Genomic DNA, 18,086 nt, shown 5'->3' on the forward strand with positions numbered 1-18,086 from the left:
ACTCACAGGGCCCCTCGTCCTCACTCGTCCTCCTCAGAGACTGTCTGGTGCGACTTGAGGAGCTCGTCCAGGAAGGACCGGCCGGTGGAGGCCGCAGGCCCGGGACCGTCCTGGCCCAGGGCGCCGCACAGCCGCCGCACCGCCCGGTCGACGTCCGCCGACCCCAGCGGGCTGAGACCGCCCTGGGAGCTGCTGGTCAGACGTCGCCGGGCCTCGGTGACCGCCGTCGCCCGCTCCGCCCAGTCCGGGTGCCGCATCCTCTGGCGCTCAGCGCGTTCATTGTGGTCAATGGTCAGGGTGAAGGCCTGCGTCTGCCCCTTAGGGGTGGCCAGGGTGGTGGCCGCCCGCATGTTCGGCAGGCGGCTGAGCGACCCGCCGCTCCACGTGCCGATCCGCTCCTCCACCCGGGGTGCGTCCCGGATGGAGGAGCGCAGCCCCACCACCGTGGAGGCGTTGGCCTCCACGGCACCGCCCAGGGAGGCACTGAGCTGGCCCATGTGCTGGTGGGCGATGACCACGCCGACGCCGAACTTGCGCCCCTCCGCCAGGAGCTCGGACAGCCCCCCGGCCTGGAAGAGGTGGGCCTCGTCGACCACGACGAGGTGGGGCCGCTCCCAGGACCCGCGGGCTCCCATGGCCAGGGCGTGCTCCATGAGCCAGACCATGCCGGTGAAGGCGGCCTGGTCGGCGCCGATCCGAGGGGCGGCGAGGTCAATGAGCAGGACCTCACCGCGCTCCACCACCTGGGCCACGTCAATGGCCCGGTACCCGGAGCCGAACACGGCCCGCATGGCCGAGGAGCGCACCAGCCTGTCGAACTTGGAGGAGACCCAGGCCAGGATGTCGGAGAAGTCCGAGGACCTGTTGTCGACCAGCTCACTACGCAGCTCCCGGGCGAGCTCCTCGTCCCGGGTGGCGACGGCGTCGGCCACGTCCTTGAGCCGCTGCCGGCTGGCCAGGACCTGGGGCACCAGGGTCAGGGTGGCGCGGTCCTCCAGCAGGATCCGCAGCGCCGCCATGGTCTGGCGGAACAGCCGCTCAAAGCGCGGCCCGATAATCCCCTCGTGCCTAGGGTCGAAGATCGCGTACAGGATCTCCAGGACCTCCCCCACCATGTCCTCACAGTCGCGCCCGGCAAAGGGGTTCAGGGGGGTGGGGTGCTCCAGGTCGGCGGTACGCACCACGTGGACCCGGTGGGCGCTGCCGGGCGTCAGCTCAGTGGCCACCCGGCTGACCAGGGTGCCGTGGGGGTCGATGAGCGTCACCCCGATCCGGGCCTCCAGGGCCGAGGCGATCAGCCCCGCCGCCAGCGTGGACTTGCCCGCCCCGCTGGCCCCCAGGACCTGGACGTGCTGGCAGGCCTGGGTGACGCCCAGGCGCACCGTGACCGGGCGGCCGGAGGCGTCGGGGGCGGTCCCCAGGCGCAGGCCCGTGGCCGGGAGCTCCTGGGCCACCGGGACGTCGGGGATGGTGGGCAGGAGGCAGGGGACCCCGACGACGTCGGAGCGGATCCCGGCGGCAGGGACCTTGACCAGGCCGCGGGCCATGCCCTGGGGGACCGCGTGGCCCTGGAGGGCGTCCTCGCCCCCGCCCCACACGGCGTCGGGCTCCTCCTCGTCACCCAGGGGGCGGTAGAGCATGTCGCTGGCCAGGCCGTCCACGGCGACCTCCAGGCGGGCGGGCACGTCCTCGCCCTCGTCCACTCCCAGGAGCATCCTCATGCGTACCGGGGTCCCCATGTAACCCATCATGGCCTCCACCGAGGCCCGCCCCTCCGTGGTCAGGACCTGGTCCTGGAGCATGAGGCGCTCGACGGCGGTCGCGGGGGCCAGGTGGATGCGCAGCACTCCCCCGGTGCTGCGCAGGGTGCGCAGCAGGTCCATGCCGGAGCAGGCGAGGGGGTTGGGCCAGGTCCCCAGGGCGCGGGGGCGGAGGCCCCCGGTCCCGGGCACCTCCGAGGTGTCGGTCAGGACGAGGGCGTGCCCCTCGGGGGTGAGGTCGGCCCGGGTCAGGCTCAGGAAGAGCGGCTGCTCCCTGACGGCGGGAACAGCCTCACGCAGGACGGCAGGACGGGGGCGGTCCACCACCGGGTCGACCTCCTCCCACACGTGGGTGTGCTCACCGCACCACACGAGATCCCCGCCAAAGGGCTCGCCCACGCCCCAGGCAGCCAGGGTGACGTTCACCTGCCCATTGCGCTCGGCCTCCATGGTCAGCGTCAGGCGCGAGCCCAGGGGCTGCTTGGCCAGGACGTTGAGCAGGCGGTTGGTGAAGAGCTGCGCGGCGGCGGGGGCGTCGGCCTGGCGCAGGAGGTGGTCCAGGCGGAAGAGGCGTTCAGGCAGGGGCCCGGACGGGGCCGGGCGCGGGTCGAGGGCCTGCGTGGCCACCGGCCCGGACGGGAGGGCCCCGGGGGCGGGAGACGGCGCCCCGGGGGCGGGAGGCGGGACCTCCGGTCCGGGGCCTGAGGCGGCAGGCCCGGAGTCAGGATCCGGGTCGGGGGCAGGACAGGAGTCGGTGGTCATACCAGGCCTTTCCGGAGGTGCGACTGAGAAGACTGAGAAGGAGGCACCCCGCCGCACGCCGTGCATCCTAGGAGGACAGAGACCAGGACACGCCGCAGGCCACCAGCCCAGTTCCTGCCACCTGGGACACAGGGCGGCAGGCGCACCATGAGCTCCCCGTTCTCAGCCCAGTTCCTGCCACCTGGGACACATGCCCTGGCCGAGGAGGTCCGGGCTGCTGGCCCGACCGCCCCCGGGCTGCCAGCTCGCACGAGCGCCGTGCCCGGGGCGTCCTGCGCGGCCCCGGGCAGGCGCAGGACGAGCGCGGGAGCGCCACGTCCACGGGTGAGCAGCTGGGTGCGGCCCCGGGCAGGTGCGACGAGCTCGGTGCCGGGCACGGGCAGCAACTGCGCCCGCACCCCGCACCCTGCACCGAGCTGGCCTCCTGCCCAGGGCGTGTCCCCTCACTCGTCGAGAACAGCTATGAGCACCCACACCAGGAACGTCACCGTGAGGGCTACGAGCACCGCCATGACCGCCAGCACCAGCGCCGTCGGCGCGCCTGCCACGATCCCGCCCCAGCGTGCCGCCGTCAGAGCCGTCCGCTGGTCCGCGCTCACCCGGGACAGGCCCCGGGCCGTCAGGGCGATGCCGGCGATGCAGACGCTGCTCAGCCCCATCACCACGGACTGGGACCAGGCGGACGGGAAGGTGAGCAGGGTGCGCGCGGCCCCGACCAGCCCGCCCTGGCCGGAGCACCCGTCGACCAGCAGCGGGTTGGCCACAGCCAGGACCACGCACACGACCATGAGCCCGTACAGAAGGATCCGCTCATCACGCCCCATCCGGAACGTGCTGGCCGCACTCTCCCGGGCGTGCTGGCCGCCTTGGACCAGGGCGCCGTAGGAGGGGGCGGCGTCCTCACCCAGCCGCCGCCTGACGTCGTCAGTGAACGAGCTCATCCGCCCGGCCCCCGGCCTCAGGCCCGGGCGTCTGCTCCAGGTCACGCCAGCTCGTGTCAGGGCACTCAGCCCCCTCGATCAGCTCGTGCGCGATCGCCTCAAGGACGCTGCCGCCCGCCGCCCCGCTGGCGGTACCCGTCACAGTAGCGGTACCCATCACGGCGGCCGTCTCCAGGTCTTCACCGGGCCCGGAGACGGTGTCCGCGTCCTCAGGGACGGACCGGCGCGCCCCGGGCCCGCAGACGGGGCAGGACCCACCCCGCCGGACGACCGGCCACAGGCTCCGCGGGTGCGACTGGTGCGGTGCGCCCGGGAGCACCCGGTCCAGGACGGGCCAGTGAGGCACGGTCGTCACGATCCCGAAGGTGCGGCCCTGGGTGAGCAGGTGCACGAGCTCGCGCCCGTGGACGCTCCCCGGCCCGGCCAGGACCGCGAGGGCGGCCTGGGAGGCGACCGAGGCGACCAGGTTGACCGACGCACCGAGCCCGGACTCAGCCACGAGACGGGTGTCGACGCCGTAGTTCGTGGCCGGGCGCTCGCTGGCGGACAGCTGGTTGGCGCCGACGGCGCAGCCCCAGCAGGGCGTGCCCAGCACCGGCATGACGACGCACACCTCACCAGCCGCCGCCTTGCGGTACAGGGCGCAGCTGACCTGGGGGACGCCGCGCGTATAGGCGCGGGCGGCGAGGTCACCCTGCTCGACCATGTCGTCGGTGGCCAGGACGAGAAGATCCGGTGCGGCGGCCAGGGCGGTCCCGCTGTGCTCCCGGAGCGGGCCCATGAGGCAGGTGACGGCCGTATGCGGGCTGATGTCACGCAGGCGCCTCGCCAGCGCCCAGACCTTCGGCACGCCGATGTCGGCACGGGTGTAGACGCTGCGGGCCATGTTGGCCTCGCTGACCTCGTCGGGGTCAATGAGGACCACCCGGCCCACGCCCGACCGCACCAGGTCCTCGGCGACCCGGCTGCCGACGGATCCGCAGCCGGCGACGACGACGCCCCTGTCCTGCAGGGAGCCGACGAGGCCACGGACCCGGGAGAGCGCGTCGTCGCCCTCAGGAGGCAGGAAGCCGTCGTCCTGCCCGGGCCGCGCCCCCTGCCCCTGGCCGTCGTCAGCGGCGCCGTCGACGAGGACCTCGCCGCGCCCGCGCTCCAGGACGGGCGCCCCGTCGGCCGTCCGGCTCAGGACGTGGATGCTCATCCGGTGCCGCTGGCCGATCGGCAGGTCGGTGTCACGGGGCACCCCGCGCGTGACCACGCAGATGAGCAGCGAGTCGAGATGAGGGTTCTGCTCGAGGGCGTGGGTGGTGGTGCACACGTCCGTCGCCGAGGGGTCGGGGAGGCCGTCGGGGTGGGAGTGGACCGTACCGGCCAGGACGCCCAGCCCCGCCCTCTCCGCCCTGCCCACCAGCTCGGTGAGCTCAGGGGAGATGTCCCAGCTGACGGGCGAGTACCGACCAGCGTGGTCCTCAATGAGCTCACGGACGACGCCGTGGTCGGCAAGGAGGGCGCCCCCTCGCTCGGGCTCAAAGGACGCGATGTGCTCCTGGACGCGCTCCACGAGGTCGGGAGAGAACCGGAGGACGACCTCGCCGGGATCCCTGGTCGTGGAGCGGGACGCCGTGCGGCGTGCCCGGAACCTGCGTCCCAGGAGGCTGGTGACGTGCGGCATGACATTCCCTTCTGGTTGGTTGTTCCTGCTCAGGCGGACAGGAGGACGTCCTGGCCCCACATACGGCGCTGGGTGTAGAGCGCCCACTTGCCGGCGTTGGCCCGGGCCTCCGTCAGGGTGGGGTGGGCCCGGCCGCCCGCGCCGCAGATGACGGGAACACGCTCCCCGTTGACGTAGGTCTCGATCATGTGGGGCTTGTGGCCGAACTGTTCGTCCGCGTTGGGGCGCAGCACCCAGATCCGCCAGAACCCCCCGTCGTTCGGGGAGCGGAAGACGAGGAAGACGAAGCGGAAGCCCATCGGGGCCACCTGGAGGCTGAAACGCCAGCCGTCGAGCACGGGGGTGTGCACCGGGGTCCACCCCTCGACGTTGTAGGGGTCGATACGGCGGATCTGCGCGACGTCGTCCATGGAGATGGTGGGTGCGGGGGCCGCCATGCGCTCGGTGGGCAGGACCGAGAACGGGGCCGCGGAGCTGGCGCCAGGGCCCGTCACGGTCAGCGTGCCACCGGGTCCCATGACGACGTCGCCGCTCCTGTCACCGTTCTCAAGGGAACGCATGAGCCTGGCGACCTCCTCCCAGCTGGCCGCGCCGGTCCCCTTGTCCACCGGGCCCCGGCCCCCCGCCATGCGCTCGGTGGGGAGCGTGCTGCCCCAGGGCGCGGCCACGAGGCCACCTGCGTCGTCGGCGTGGGCGAGCGGCTGCAGGACGCCGTCAGCCAGGGCGACGTCGCCCGGCCCCGCCTCCTCAGGGGCCGTCCAGACCGCCCGCCCGTCGGGTCCGATCGTGGGGACGAAGTCAATGACAGTGGTGTCGGCGGATGTGGTCAGGTTTCCCATGACGGGCTCCTTCGGTTACGTACGACGCCGCCCCGGCGCTTAATGCCTGTGACGGACGGTGTCGCCTCGGTGGATCACCCAAAATGAGTTATACGTCACATGTGGGGTACCAAGCGGGCCCGGGGCGGGCTCCGGGAGCCGCCGGGCGGCGGGACTCGGTCGCTGGGCGGGCCTTGGGCAGGCCCAGGGCGTCGCCGGGTGGGCCCGGAGACGGCAATAACAACCGCGCTTCAGGGGTGTACCCCCGCGCGCCCGGCCTGCGCGGGGCCGACCCGAGAGGACCCGTCATGAGCGCCGACGCCGTTGCCTTCCAGATCCGCCCGACCTGCCCGACCCCAGCCCCCAGGCTGACCCTCGTCCCCGCCCTCGCCCCCGAGGTCCCCGTGGCCGGGGGCGTCTCACGCACCCGTCGTGACAACCGCACCGCCGCCGAGCGCACCGCCCCCGTCAGCGGCCGGGGCGTGCGACGCCGGGGGCGCACCGTCTTCGTCCTGGACCTGGAGAACCTCAGCGGGGGCGGCACCACCACGCCGCAGGACCTGGCCCGCACCCTCAACATCCTGCTCGACGTCATGCCGATCGGGGCCATGGACGTCGTCTACAGCGGCATGTCCCACCACTTCGCCGCCCAGAACCTGCCGGTCCTGGCAGCCGTGAGCCTGCACCCCGCCCTGCGCTCGGGCCCCGACGGCGGGGAGAACGCGGTCCTGGACCAGATCGACGTCAACCGTCTGGCCCGGCGCTTCGACAACCTCGTGATCGGCTCGGGCGACCACGCCTTCGTGCCGCTGGCCCGCCAGGCCGCGAGGCTGGGCATGACCGTCTGGCAGGTCACCGGGCGCGGCGGCGTCTCCCGGGACCTGTGGCGGGCCTGCTCCCTGCACACCCGTCTCAACCTCGGCGACATGCCCGAGGCCCTCCCCCAGCCGCCTGCACGCGGCCGGTCGGCGGGGGACCTCGGCGGTCACACGCCCCAGCCGGAGCCGGTGGGTGAGCCGGTGGCTGACGGGTGGGAGCGCCACGGGAAGGCACGCCGTCATCACTGCCGACGCGACCACCTGCCTGCCGCGGCCCGACGTCGTACGGCCGCCGCCCGCCACCGCAACCAGCGCGTGCGGCGGGCCGCCTGAGGCCCAGGACCAGCGAAAGCGGCGCCGGCACCCGCGCCCCGCCCGGGGCGTGCGCGCGCCCCGGGCGGGCTGCACCAGGTCGTCGCGCGCAACCACGGCAAGGCCGAGTCCGGCACCCGTACCCCGCCCAGGGTACGCGCGCCTTACCCGCGCCCCACCTGAGCCCGTCCTCGTATGCATCTGCCTCTGGCGAGAGGACTCCACAGCCGCGCTCGCCCAGAAGACGCACTCACCACCTGCCTCAAGGGCCCGGAGGAGCACCGCTCCTCCGGGCCCTCGTCGTCCTCATCCAGGCAACAACCGCATCTCACCACACATTCACAACAGAAAGAACATCATTATGACTACCAACACCACCAAGCGGCCTTACACCGTCGAGGAGATCCACAGCGCCCAGCGCATCCTCCCCGACCCGTTCACCGGCCAGTGGCTCATTGCGGGCGACCCCGACAACCCGGTGCCCTCCTACCGGGGCACGGAGCCGCTGACCGTGACGACCGACGAGATCGACATCGTCACCTCCAAGATCCTCCACCTGTCCTGGGGCTGCAGCACCGTCCGCCGGATGCGCGACGCCCTCCACCCCGGCGGCTCCTGCTGGGGCCGCAACCCGTTCGTCGTGAAGGCGGTGACGCCGCCCGTCTCCACCAGCGCCTCCACGTACGACCCCGACCTCGACGCCGTGGACGACGCCGGTGAGACCGCCTCCGCCACCGGGGGCGCCGGGCGGGACGTGACGCTCAGGGCGGTCATCGACCCCGACCCCAACTGCGAGGGCTGCGCCCAGTTGGTCCTGGATATCGTCCGCGGCACCACGCAGGAGGAGAAGCCCTTCAAGGGTGTGCTGGCCGTCATGGCCCGCGAGGCCCGCAAGCTGGGTCCCAGGCCCCTGATCGCGCCCCAGATCCGCGCCCGCGTCAAGAACGTCGCCGAGGACTACATGCGCGCCAAGGCCTCCCAGGACGGCGGGCTGTCGCGCCCGAAGGAGTCCGTCGCAGAGCTCAGCAAGCGCATTGGCCTCGACGAGCGGCACGAGGCCGTGCTCGTGGACATCCTCTTCGGCATCCGCTTCAACAAGCCGCTCGAGGACGACATCCCCATGGACTACGTCATTGACCGGGAGACCCAGCGCCACCACACGGGCCCGCGGGAGGCCCGCGTCCTCGTCCTGGGCGTGGTGAGGACCGTCAAGAAGAAGCTGTCCGGCCTCAAGGGGCGCGACCGCACGTGGTGGGAGCGCAATGTCACCAGGCCCGCCGACGCCTCACGGGTCGCTACGGCGCTCTCCCTCAACGCCGCGCTGTCGGACGGCCCCGACTCCGACTCGTTCGAGGAGCTGCTGGAGGACCAGGTCGATATCGCCGAGAGGATGGAGACCGAGGTCATGAACCTGCTCGGTACCGGTATCAGGGACCTGTTCACGACCCGCTACCTCACCGTGGGCGGCGGGCGCACCGAGGTCCTGTGGGACGCCGTCACCGACTACTTCACCGACCACCTCGGCCAGAGCCCGCTGGGGCTCGGCGGTGAGCGCATCGACCTTGACACGCTCCAGCGCGCCAGGGCCAAGGCCGAGCTCGTCAAGGAGGTCCGGGACATCGCCCGGATCTGGGAGCGCGAGCTCTACTCGGACCTCAGGTACCGCCTCCTGACGGAGATCCTGGACTTCCTGGGGGTCACCCCCGGCCCGGGACACCGTACGGACACGCTCAAGGGCCTTCTCGAGGCCCTGCCCCGTAGCCTCTACGCGTCTGTGGAGGACCTGCTGCGCACCGACATGCACAGGCCCGACGCCGAGGCCAGGTTCCTGCGCGGTGTCAGGCCGGAGCTCCGCACCGAGATCGAGCGCTGGCTCTACGACACGCTCAAGGGCCGGGCGAGCAGGAAGGCGCCGGCCGGGGTGTGAGCCGTGCTCCTCCTGGCGTCCGTCATGGGGGGTATGCACACGCAACTGTCTTTTCCTGCCGGGTGTGGGGCCGTGGTGGTCCCGCGCCCGGTGCCGGCCTGGGCCCGCCGGGCCCTGTGCCACCTGCTCGCGCTCGAGCCCCAGCACGTGGTCCTCGTCACTGAGGACGACGACGTCGGGCGGGCCGGGGAGGCCCTGACCGCCGCGCTGCGCGGTCTGCCCGTGCCCGGGGGCCCTGCCGGGGTCGTGACCTGCTGCGGGGCCCGTGAGCTCTGCGCGCTGCGCGGCGGCGTGGACGAGGAGGACGGCGGGGCCTGCGCGGCGGTCAGGGCCGCGCTGTACGGCGTGCCGGTCGGCGCGCCCGGGGGCGGGGCCGGGGGTGGGATGGCTGGGTGCGAGGCGCCGCGGCCGGGTGGCGGCGTCCCTGTCGGCGCACCCGGTGGTGTGGCTGGTGGGGTGGTGGTCCCGGGGCGTCGTGTCCTGGTGGCCACCGACCCCGTCGACCCCATGGGGGCCGAGGCGTTCCTGCTGGCACGGCACACCGCCCGCCGCCTGTCCATGTCCCTGGCCTGGGTGGTCCCGGGCAGCCAGTGGGACCAGGCCGACGGCCTGGAGCGCCGCGCCCTGGTCCCCGGCGGCGCCACGGTCATCGACTCCCGGCCCGCCCCGGGCACGGCCGAGCTGCGTCGGGAGCTGGCCGGCCTGGCCCCACGGCTCGAGGCCTTCCACCGGGTCCGGATCCCGCCGGGGACGGTCGCGGCCGCGGCCCGGGCGGTACCCGGGGCGGGCGAGCCCGCCCAGCCCGAGCACGGCCGACGCCTCCTGGACCTGTGGGCCTGCGACGCGGCGCTGCGCGGGGAGGACCACGCCCTGCCCCCCGGCCCCGCCCGCCCGGACGAGGACCGGCAGGCCCGCCGGTGGGACGTCCGCGCCCTGGAGCGGGCGCTGCGCAGCCGGGTCCTGGGCCAGGACGAGGCCTGCCACGCCCTGGCCCGGCAGGTCGCCCTGGGCCACCGCGGGCTGCGCCTGACCGACCGGCGCCCCCGCTCCGCGGTCCTGCTGACCGGGGGGACCGGGACGGGCAAGACGCTCCTGGCCACCACCCTGGCCGACCACCTGGCGGCCGCCCGCCAGGAGGCCGGCGAGGCCCTGATCCGGGTGGACACGGCCATGCTGACCTCCGAGCACCTGGGCTCGACCCTCCTGGGCGCCCCGCCCGGCTACGTCGGCTCGGACAGGCGGGAGGGGTGGCTGACCTCCCGGATCGCCGCCAGCCCCCACGCGGTCCTCCTCCTGGACGAGATCGACAAGGCCTCCCCCCTCATACGCGACAACCTGCTCCTGGAGCTCCTGGGCAACGGGACCGTCACCGACTACTCGGGCCGGACCGTGGACGCCAGCGGCCTGGACGTCGTCCTGACCGCCAACACCGGGGCCCGGGCCCTGACCCGCCAGGCCCCGGGCCTGGGACCCGGCGAGGACCCCCGCGCCGTGGCCCGCAGGCAGGTCAGGCAGCTACTGGCCCCCGAGGTCCTGGGCCGCCTCGACGCCGTCGTCCTCATGGAGCCCCTGGACCGGGACCGCATGAGCCGGGTCCTGGACCAGGTCCTGGTCACCCTCGCTCGGGTGTGCGCACGCAGCGGCTACACGGTGGAGGTCACCCACCAGGCCCGCGAGATCCTGCTCACCCAGGCCCTGGCCCGTCCCGACGGCGCCCGCCGCCTCCACCGGGAGGTGGAGCGGGCACTGGCCGCCCCGCTGCTGGACCAGGACGCGGGAACCTACCGCACCCACGTGGACGACCACGGACACATCACACTCACCAGAACCACACCAAAAGACGCCTTGAACCAGGACAAGACACCCACCGCAGACGAACACACTCCTCTATAGACAGACGCCTCCCTACATAGGTGAGTATCCTCCGGCTGCGGGCACACCCTACGCCGGTGAACGCCTTTCCCCGTGGATGAACGCCTTCCTTCGTAGATGAACGCGCCTTCAGGTATATGAACGCCGTTTAGGATGGCGTTCATATGGCCTTAAGCGCGTCCATCCCCAGGACAGCACGCCCATCCGCAGTACAGCGCGTCCACCCAAGAGGAAGGGCGCGACGTCGGGCCGGGGCCACCCAGCAGGCCTCAGCCCACCGAGCCAACCCCACACCTCCGAGCCAGCCTCACCTCGCCGAGAAGCCCAGGAGGGGCCCGGCCTCAGTCCTCTGAGCCAGACAGGAGGGTGTCGACGTCAGCCGAGCCGGAAACCGGCTCCCCCATGCCCAGGGAGGTGAGACACTCCTCCAGGAGGGAGCCGAAGTCGTCGTCCTGGGGACCGTCCTGGGGCCGCGAAGCCCCACCGTCATGCTCGCAGGGCTCCAGGTGGGGGAGAGCAGTGAGGCGGGCGAGGTCGAGGGCCTCGCACTGACGGATGGCGGCCTCGACGTCGTCGCTGGTCAGGGCCTTGAGGCTGCCCAGCTCCTGGCACCGCCGCAGGACGCGGGACCGGGTGATCTGGCGGTTGCGCTCGACCGCCCCGGGGCGCTCGCGGCGCAGGGCGTCGGCGCGCTCGTTGTGGTCCACGACGAGGGTGAAGGCCTGCGTCTGCCCGGCGGGGGTGGCCAGGGTGGTGGCGGCGTGCATATTGGGCAGGCGACTGAGGGAGCCGCCGCTCCAGGTGCCGATGCGCGCCGCGACGCGCGGGGCGTCCTGGATGGAGGAGCGCATCCCCATGACGGTGGAGGCGTTGGCCTCCAGGGAGCTGGCGAGCTCCGCCGACAGCTGGCCCATGTGCTGGTGGGCCAGCAGGACGCCGATGCCGAACTTGCGGCCCTCGGCCAGGAGCTCGGGCAGGCCCCCGACCTGGAAGAGCTGCGCCTCGTCGATAACGAGGAGGTGGGGACGGTGGCGCTGCGCGCGGGAGGCCATGGCCAGGGCGTGCTCCATGACCCAGATCATGCCGATGAAGGCGGCCTGGTCCTGGCCGATGCGGGGCGCGGCCAGGTCAATGAGAAGCACCTCGCCGCGGTCCATGACGCCCTGGACGTCGATCGCCTCGCGGCCGGAGCCGAAGACGGCCCTCATGGCGGACGAGCGCAGGACGCGGTCGAACTTGGAGTTGACCCAGGCGAGCATATCGGCGAACTCGCTGGAGTGGTTGCCAGCCAGCTCGCTCTCGAGCTCGCGCGCCAGGCGCGGGTTGATGTGGTGGACCGCGCAGGCGACGTCGGTGATGCGCTCCCTGTCCGCCAGCAGCTCCGGTACCAGGCTGATGGTGGCACGGTCCCCAAACAGGGCACTGGCGGCCCCCATGGCCTGGTGGAAGATCCGCTCGAAGCGAGGGCCGATAATACCGGTGTGCTTGGGATCGAAGACGGCGTAGAGGATCTCAATGACCTCCCCGACCATGGTCTCGAAGTCCCGCCCCGCGAAGGGGTTGAGAGGGGTGGGCCGCTCCAGGTCGGCGGTGCGCACCAGGTGGGTGCGGGCGGCGGCCCCGTCGGGCAGCTCGTCCACGCAGCGGCTCACCAGGGTGCCGTGGGGGTCGATGACAGTCACCCCCAGACCGTGCTCGACGGCCCAGGCGACGACGCCGGCCTGGAGGGTGGACTTGCCGGCGCCGGAGGCCCCGAGCACGTGGACGTGCTGGCACAGCTGCTCCAGGCCGATGCGCACCTCGGTGCGTCCGCCGGTGGAGTCAAGGGCGGTGCCCAGGCGCAGTCCCTCGGTGGGGACGGCGTCGGTAAGGGGGACCTCAGGGGTCGTCGGCATGGCGCAGCGGATGCCGATGACGCCGGTGCGCTCGCCGGGCACGGGGATGCGGACCAGGCCGCGGGCCATGCCGCGCGGGACGGCCCGGCCCTGCAGGGTGCGGCTGGCGCCCGCCCACACCTCCTTAGCGTCCTCGTCGGCGCCCAGGGGGACGACCTCGAGGTCGCTGGCCCAGTCCTCGAGGGCGACGACGACGCGCGCGGGGATCTCCTCATCGAGGTCGGTGCCCAGCAGGAGGCGCATGCGCACGGGGACGCCGACGTAGCCCATCACGGTCTCGGTGCTCGCCCGCCCCTCGGTGGCCAGGACGGTCTCCTGAAGCATCCAGGTCTCGGCGGAGCCGGCCGGGGCGAGGTGGACGCGCAGGGTCGCGCCGGCGCTGCGCAGGACGCGGGTCATGGTAAGCGCCGAGTTCGTCATCACGGTATTGGGCCAGGTGCCCAGGGGGCGTCGGAAGGCGTCCTGGTCGGCGCCGGGCAGGAGTCGGGTGAGGGTGCGCGCGCCGGTGTCGTCCGGCGCGCCGGGCACCACGGGCTCCGGCGTGAGGCGGGGCGACTGCCGGGTGACGGCGGCGACGACCTCACGCAGGACCCTGGGGGCGGGCCGCCCCGCGCCCGGGACGACCTCCTCCCACTCGTGGACGCCCTCGGAGCACCAGGCGAGGTCCTGGGGGAAGGTGGGGGTGACCCCGACGGCGTCCACGCTGACCCGGACCTCGCTGTCTCGTTCGGTGCCTAGGGTCAGGGTGACGCGGGCGTCGGGCCCCTGGCTGGCGACGACGCCCAGGAGGCGGTCGGTGAGGATTCGGCCCGCCAGGCCGGGGTCGGTGTTGCGCAGGGCCCGGCTGAGGACGAGGCTGGTACGCTCAGGGGCTGAGGGGGCGTGCCAGCGGGTCTCGGGTCGGTTGTTGACGACGCTCATGGTGGTTCTCCTTGTGCGACTGCGGGCGCGGTGCGCGCCGCGTTACCCAAGGAGCGCGGTTGTTATTCGCGGGCGACCCCAGGCTCGGAGAGGATGCAGATCAGGAGGCTGCGCAGGCCCCAGGGCCGAGCTCCTGGAGGACCGCGGCGGGGAGCTGGCGGGTGAGCTCCGCACCAGGTGCAGGGGATGTGGCGGCGCGGGAGCGGCCGTCGTGCGCCGCGAGGGGTTGTAGTGGTCTGGCCTGGGCGGGGCCTGCTGAGCCTTGCCTGGGTCCTGGGCCCTACGGCGCCCGACCCTCAAAGGGGACTGACGGGGGCGGCACGACGGCTCAGATCCGGGGTGTCAGACCCGTCAACACCCCGGTGTGTGGTGCAATACGTCTGCCCGCGACGGACAGGAGGCAGCCATGGCGGACCCAGACGACGAGGACCTCTCCCCGGAGGAGATCCTGAGGAAGGCCGAGGAGGCCTTTGACATGGGATGGCAGTTATTTAAAGCCAGGCAGCTGCCAGAGGCGATCGCAGCCTTTATGAAGGCGTTGGAACTCTATCGGCAGATTAAGGGCGCCAAGCATATGCAAGCCACCTGCCTGGCTCTCATCGGCTCGATTTTGAGCAGCACAAAACGATACCAGGATTCCTTAACCATTTATGAGATGGCCTTGGAACTCTGGAATGATCTGCCAGGCACCGAGCTCCAGCAGGCCGCCTGCCTGTTCAATACCGGCAACACCCTAGACGAGGTGGGCAGGTACGAGGAAGCCCTGACCACCTACCAGCAGGCCGCAGACTTCTTCCACACCCTGCCGGGCACCCAGAAGGAACAAGCCAGCTGCCTGTTTAACACCGGCAACACCTTACGCAGGGTGGGCAGGTACGAGGAGGCCCTGACCGCCTTCCAGCAGGCCCTGGCCGTCTATCGCACCCTGCCAGACACCGAGCGCCAGCAGGCCACCTGCCTGAACAACACCGGCAACACCCTGCGCAGGGTGGGCAGGTACGAGGAGGCCCTCACCTCCCACCGGGACGCCCTGGACCTCTACCGCACCCTGCCAGACACCGAGCGCCAGCAGGCCAACTGCCTGTTCAACACCGGTAACGCCCTGCACGAGACGGGTCGGTACGAGGAGGCCCTCACCTCCTACCGGGACGCCCTGGACACCTACCGCGCCCTGCCAGGCACCCAGCGCCAGCAGGCCAACTGCCTGTTCAACACCGGTAACGCCCTGCGCGAGGTAGAGCGGTACGAGGAGGCCCTCTCCTTCTACCGGGACGCCCTGGGCCTCTACCAGCAGGTTGACGGCGCCCAGAAGGACCAGGCCGACTGCCTGGTCAACACCGGCGCCACCCTGGTCGAGATGGGTCGGTACGAGGAGGCCCTCACCTCCTACCGGGACGCCCTGGACACCTACCGCGCCCTGCCAGGCACCCAGCTCCAGCAGGCCAACTGCCTGTTCAACACCGGTAACGCCCTGCGCGAGGTAGAGCGGTACGAGGAGGCCCTCTCCTTCTACCGGGACGCCCTGGGCCTCTACCAGCAGGTTGACGGCGCCCAGAAGGACCAGGCCGACTGCCTGCTCAACACCGGCATCACCCTGGACGAGGTGGGCAGGTACGAGGAGGCCCTGACCGTCTACCGGGACGCCCTGGACACCTACCGCGCCCTGCCAGGCACCCAGCGCCAGCAGGCCGACTGCCTGTTCAACACCGGTAACGCCCTGCGCGAGGTAGAGCGGTACGAGGAGGCCCTGGCCGCCCACCGGGACGCCCTGGACACCTACCGCGCCCTGCCAGGCACCCAGCGCCAGCAGGCCAACTGCCTGTTCAACACCGGTAACGCCCTGCACGAGACGGGTCGGTACGAGGAGGCCCTCACCTCCTACCGGGACGCCCTGGACACCTACCGCGCCCTGCCAGGCACCCAGCGCCAGCAGGCCAACTGCCTGAACAGCATCGGCACCGCCCTGCGCAAGACGGACCGGTACGAGGAGGCCCTCACCGCCTACCAGGACGCCCTGGGCCTCTACCAGCAGGTTGACGGCGCCCAGAAGGACCAGGCCGACTGCCTGGTCAACACCGGCATCACCCTGGACGAGGTGGGCAGGTACGAGGAGGCCCTCACCTCCTACCGGGACGCCCTGGACACCTACCGCGCCCTGCCAGGCACCCAGCTCCAGCAGGCCAACTGCCTGAACAGCATCGGCACCGCCCTGCGCAAGACGGACCGGTACGAGGAGGCCCTCACCGCCTACCAGGACGCCCTGGACCTCTACCAGCGGGTTGACGACACCCAGAAGGACCAGGCCGCCTGCCTGCTCGGCACCGGCACCACCCTGCGCGAGGTGGGGCGGTACGAGGAGGCCCTGACCGTCTACCGGGACGCCCTGGACACCTACCGCGCCCTGCCAGGCACCCAGCGCCAGCAGGCCGACTGCCTGAACAACACCGGCATCACCCTGGCCGAGGCGGGCCGGTATGAGGAGGCTCTGGCTGCCTTCCAGCAGGCCCTGGCCGCCTATCGCACCCTGCCAGGCACCCAGCGCCAGCAGGCCAACTGCCTGGGCAACACCGGCCTCGCCCTAGGCGAGATAGGTCGGTACGAGGAGGCCCTCTCCTCCTACCGGGACGCCCTGGCCGCCTATCGCACCTTGCCAGGCACCCAGCGCCAGCAGGCCAACTGCCTGTTCAACACCGGCACCACCCTGTACGAGGTGGGCAGGTACGAGGAGGCCCTGACCGCCTACCGGGACGCCCTGGCCGCCTATCGCACCCTGCCAGGCACCGAGCGCCAGCAGGCCCTCTGCCTAGGCAACACCGGCACCGCCTTGGCTGAGGTGGGCCGGTACGAGGAGGCCCTCATCTCATGCAGGCAAGCTCTCACACCGGCAATTATCAACGCCCTGGACTCTAATGCTACTCGCTTCCAGTTCCCCACCGAGCACGACCGTCTCACCTGGATCACGGAAAGAGCAGAACCATCCCTGGCCCTCGCACTGAGCCTCGCCGACATCAATGGCCAGCCCGCCCTCATCTCAGATCTCATTGCCACCTTCCGCACCGGCGGCAGCATTGATACCACCAGGCTGACGACACAGGGCAGGACAACCACGCCGGGGCTCATCACGCCCGACCTCGCCATACATCCTGAACCCGACCCCCATCCCGTAGCCCCCGTGCCCACCGGCCTGGCCCTGACTGCCAGCCCACCCCTAGGGACCGACGCCGTCCTCTCCGCCAATATCCCCCGACGCCCCGGACCCGTCCTCCACATGCCCTACCACCGCACCGCCCTGGCCGACTACCGACAAGACGACGACACCACACGCCCCCACGCCCACTACCGGTGACCTGTGTGCAGGGTGAGACTTCCACACGCCCGTCCGGCAGGTCGTAGCGCCCGCCTCAGTGCCGTTAGCTATTGCCATGGTCACAGCGCACGCCTCTTGACGGATGCGTCTGTGGCCGCGGCAGGGACGTCGGGCTCGCCTGGCAGCACAATATGTGCTGCAATGGGGCACACACGACGGACAGGAGATGACCATGACGGACCCGGACGAGGCTGACCTCTCCCCAGAGGAGATCCTGAGGGAAGCTGAAACCGCTTTTAGCAAAGCGGCCCGATTGTTCGCCACCGGGCACCAGGAGAAGTCGATCATAGCTTTCACGGAGGCTCTCGAGCTCTACAGTCAGGTGGAGGGCACCGAGCGCCAGCAGGCCGACTGTCTTGCCAATATTGGCGACGCCCTGAATGCAACGAAGTGTTACGAGCCTTCTCTAACAGCTTACTCGGTCGCCCTGGACTTCTACCGCGGCCTGCCTGGCACGGAACGTCGACAAGCCGAATGCCTGTACAACGCGGGTGTCACCTTGAATGAGCTGGGGCGTCACGAGGAGTCCCTGACCCTCTACAGGAAGTCTCTGAGTCTCTGCCAGCACCTACCCGGCACAGAGCGCCGACAGGCGAGCTGCCTTATCAATATCGGGGTCATCTTGTGCAGGCTGGAGCGCTATGAGGAGGCGCTGACCGTATACGAGGTAGCCCTGAGGCTCTACCGCGCTCTACCCGACGCCGAGCGGGAGCGGGCCGACTGCCTGAACAATACCGGCATCGTTATGTACGCGCTAGGGCGCCGCGAAGAGGCCCTCGACTACTACCGGCAGGCCCTCGACCTTTCCGCGACCTGCCCGGTAGCGAGCGGGACCGGGCCGCCTGCTCATACAATATCAGCACTGCACTGCACAAGACAGGCCGCCACGAGGAGGCGCTCGCCTTCTACCAGCAGACCCAGGAGGTCTACCCCCAGCCTGACGGGGGCCGGTAGCCAGGAGGAAGTGGTACACAGAAAAACGAAGCAACGCCTACCCGAGACACCAACCAGCCGCTGAGCC

At 71.5% G+C, this 18,086-nt stretch carries 10 protein-coding genes; 5 read left to right on the forward strand and 5 right to left on the reverse strand.

What is annotated here, in order from left to right:
- Positions 1-20: 20 nt before the first annotated feature.
- The 4 genes from C3V41_RS07395 to C3V41_RS07410 form a co-directional block, all read right to left on the reverse strand.
- The gene (locus C3V41_RS07395; protein ID WP_106109737.1) at positions 21-2,522 is read right to left on the reverse strand and encodes a type IV secretory system conjugative DNA transfer family protein; all 2,502 of its coding nucleotides are present in this window, start codon (positions 2,520-2,522) and stop codon (positions 21-23) included.
- A 443-nt stretch (positions 2,523-2,965) separates the two neighbouring features.
- Entirely contained in the window at positions 2,966-3,463 is a 498-nt protein-coding gene (locus C3V41_RS07400) for a hypothetical protein (protein ID WP_106109738.1), read from the reverse strand.
- Entirely contained in the window at positions 3,447-5,135 is a 1,689-nt protein-coding gene (locus C3V41_RS07405) for a ThiF family adenylyltransferase (protein WP_106109739.1), read from the reverse strand. Before C3V41_RS07405 ends, C3V41_RS07400 begins: the two co-directional genes overlap by 17 nt.
- Before the next feature lie 29 nt (positions 5,136-5,164).
- Positions 5,165-5,974, reverse strand: a complete 810-nt coding sequence (locus C3V41_RS07410) for a hypothetical protein (protein ID WP_106109740.1) — start codon at positions 5,972-5,974, stop codon at positions 5,165-5,167.
- Positions 5,975-6,261: 287 nt separating this feature from the next.
- Here C3V41_RS07410 and C3V41_RS07415 point away from each other — a divergent pair, with 287 nt between their 5' ends.
- The 3 genes from C3V41_RS07415 (at position 6,262) to C3V41_RS07425 (ending at position 10,903) form a co-directional block, all read left to right on the forward strand.
- Entirely contained in the window at positions 6,262-7,104 is an 843-nt protein-coding gene (locus C3V41_RS07415; RefSeq protein WP_106109741.1) for an NYN domain-containing protein, read from the forward strand.
- Positions 7,105-7,444: 340 nt separating this feature from the next.
- On the forward strand, positions 7,445-9,010 hold the full coding sequence (locus C3V41_RS07420; protein WP_106109742.1) for a hypothetical protein: 1,566 nt from the start codon (positions 7,445-7,447) through the stop codon (positions 9,008-9,010).
- A 33-nt stretch (positions 9,011-9,043) separates the two neighbouring features.
- Positions 9,044-10,903 carry an AAA family ATPase gene (locus tag C3V41_RS07425; RefSeq protein WP_129591515.1) on the forward strand — a complete coding sequence of 620 codons (1,860 nt, stop codon included), beginning with the start codon at positions 9,044-9,046 and terminating at the stop codon, positions 10,901-10,903.
- A 320-nt stretch (positions 10,904-11,223) separates the two neighbouring features.
- On the opposite strand, the gene C3V41_RS07430 is transcribed toward C3V41_RS07425, so the two are convergent.
- Entirely contained in the window at positions 11,224-13,698 is a 2,475-nt protein-coding gene (locus C3V41_RS07430; RefSeq protein WP_106109744.1) for a type IV secretory system conjugative DNA transfer family protein, read from the reverse strand.
- A 406-nt stretch (positions 13,699-14,104) separates the two neighbouring features.
- Between C3V41_RS07430 and C3V41_RS07435 the strand changes: the two genes are divergently transcribed.
- Together C3V41_RS07435 and C3V41_RS07440 are read left to right on the forward strand one after the other, a co-directional pair.
- On the forward strand, positions 14,105-17,044 hold the full coding sequence (locus tag C3V41_RS07435; protein WP_106109745.1) for a tetratricopeptide repeat protein: 2,940 nt from the start codon (positions 14,105-14,107) through the stop codon (positions 17,042-17,044).
- A gap of 193 nt (positions 17,045-17,237) precedes the next feature.
- The gene (locus C3V41_RS07440; RefSeq protein ID WP_165271600.1) at positions 17,238-18,083 is read left to right on the forward strand and encodes a tetratricopeptide repeat protein; all 846 of its coding nucleotides are present in this window, start codon (positions 17,238-17,240) and stop codon (positions 18,081-18,083) included.
- The last annotated feature ends 3 nt before the right edge of the window (positions 18,084-18,086 follow it).

This window comes from Actinomyces sp. oral taxon 897 (assembly GCF_002999235.1).
Lineage (GTDB): Bacteria > Actinomycetota > Actinomycetes > Actinomycetales > Actinomycetaceae > Actinomyces.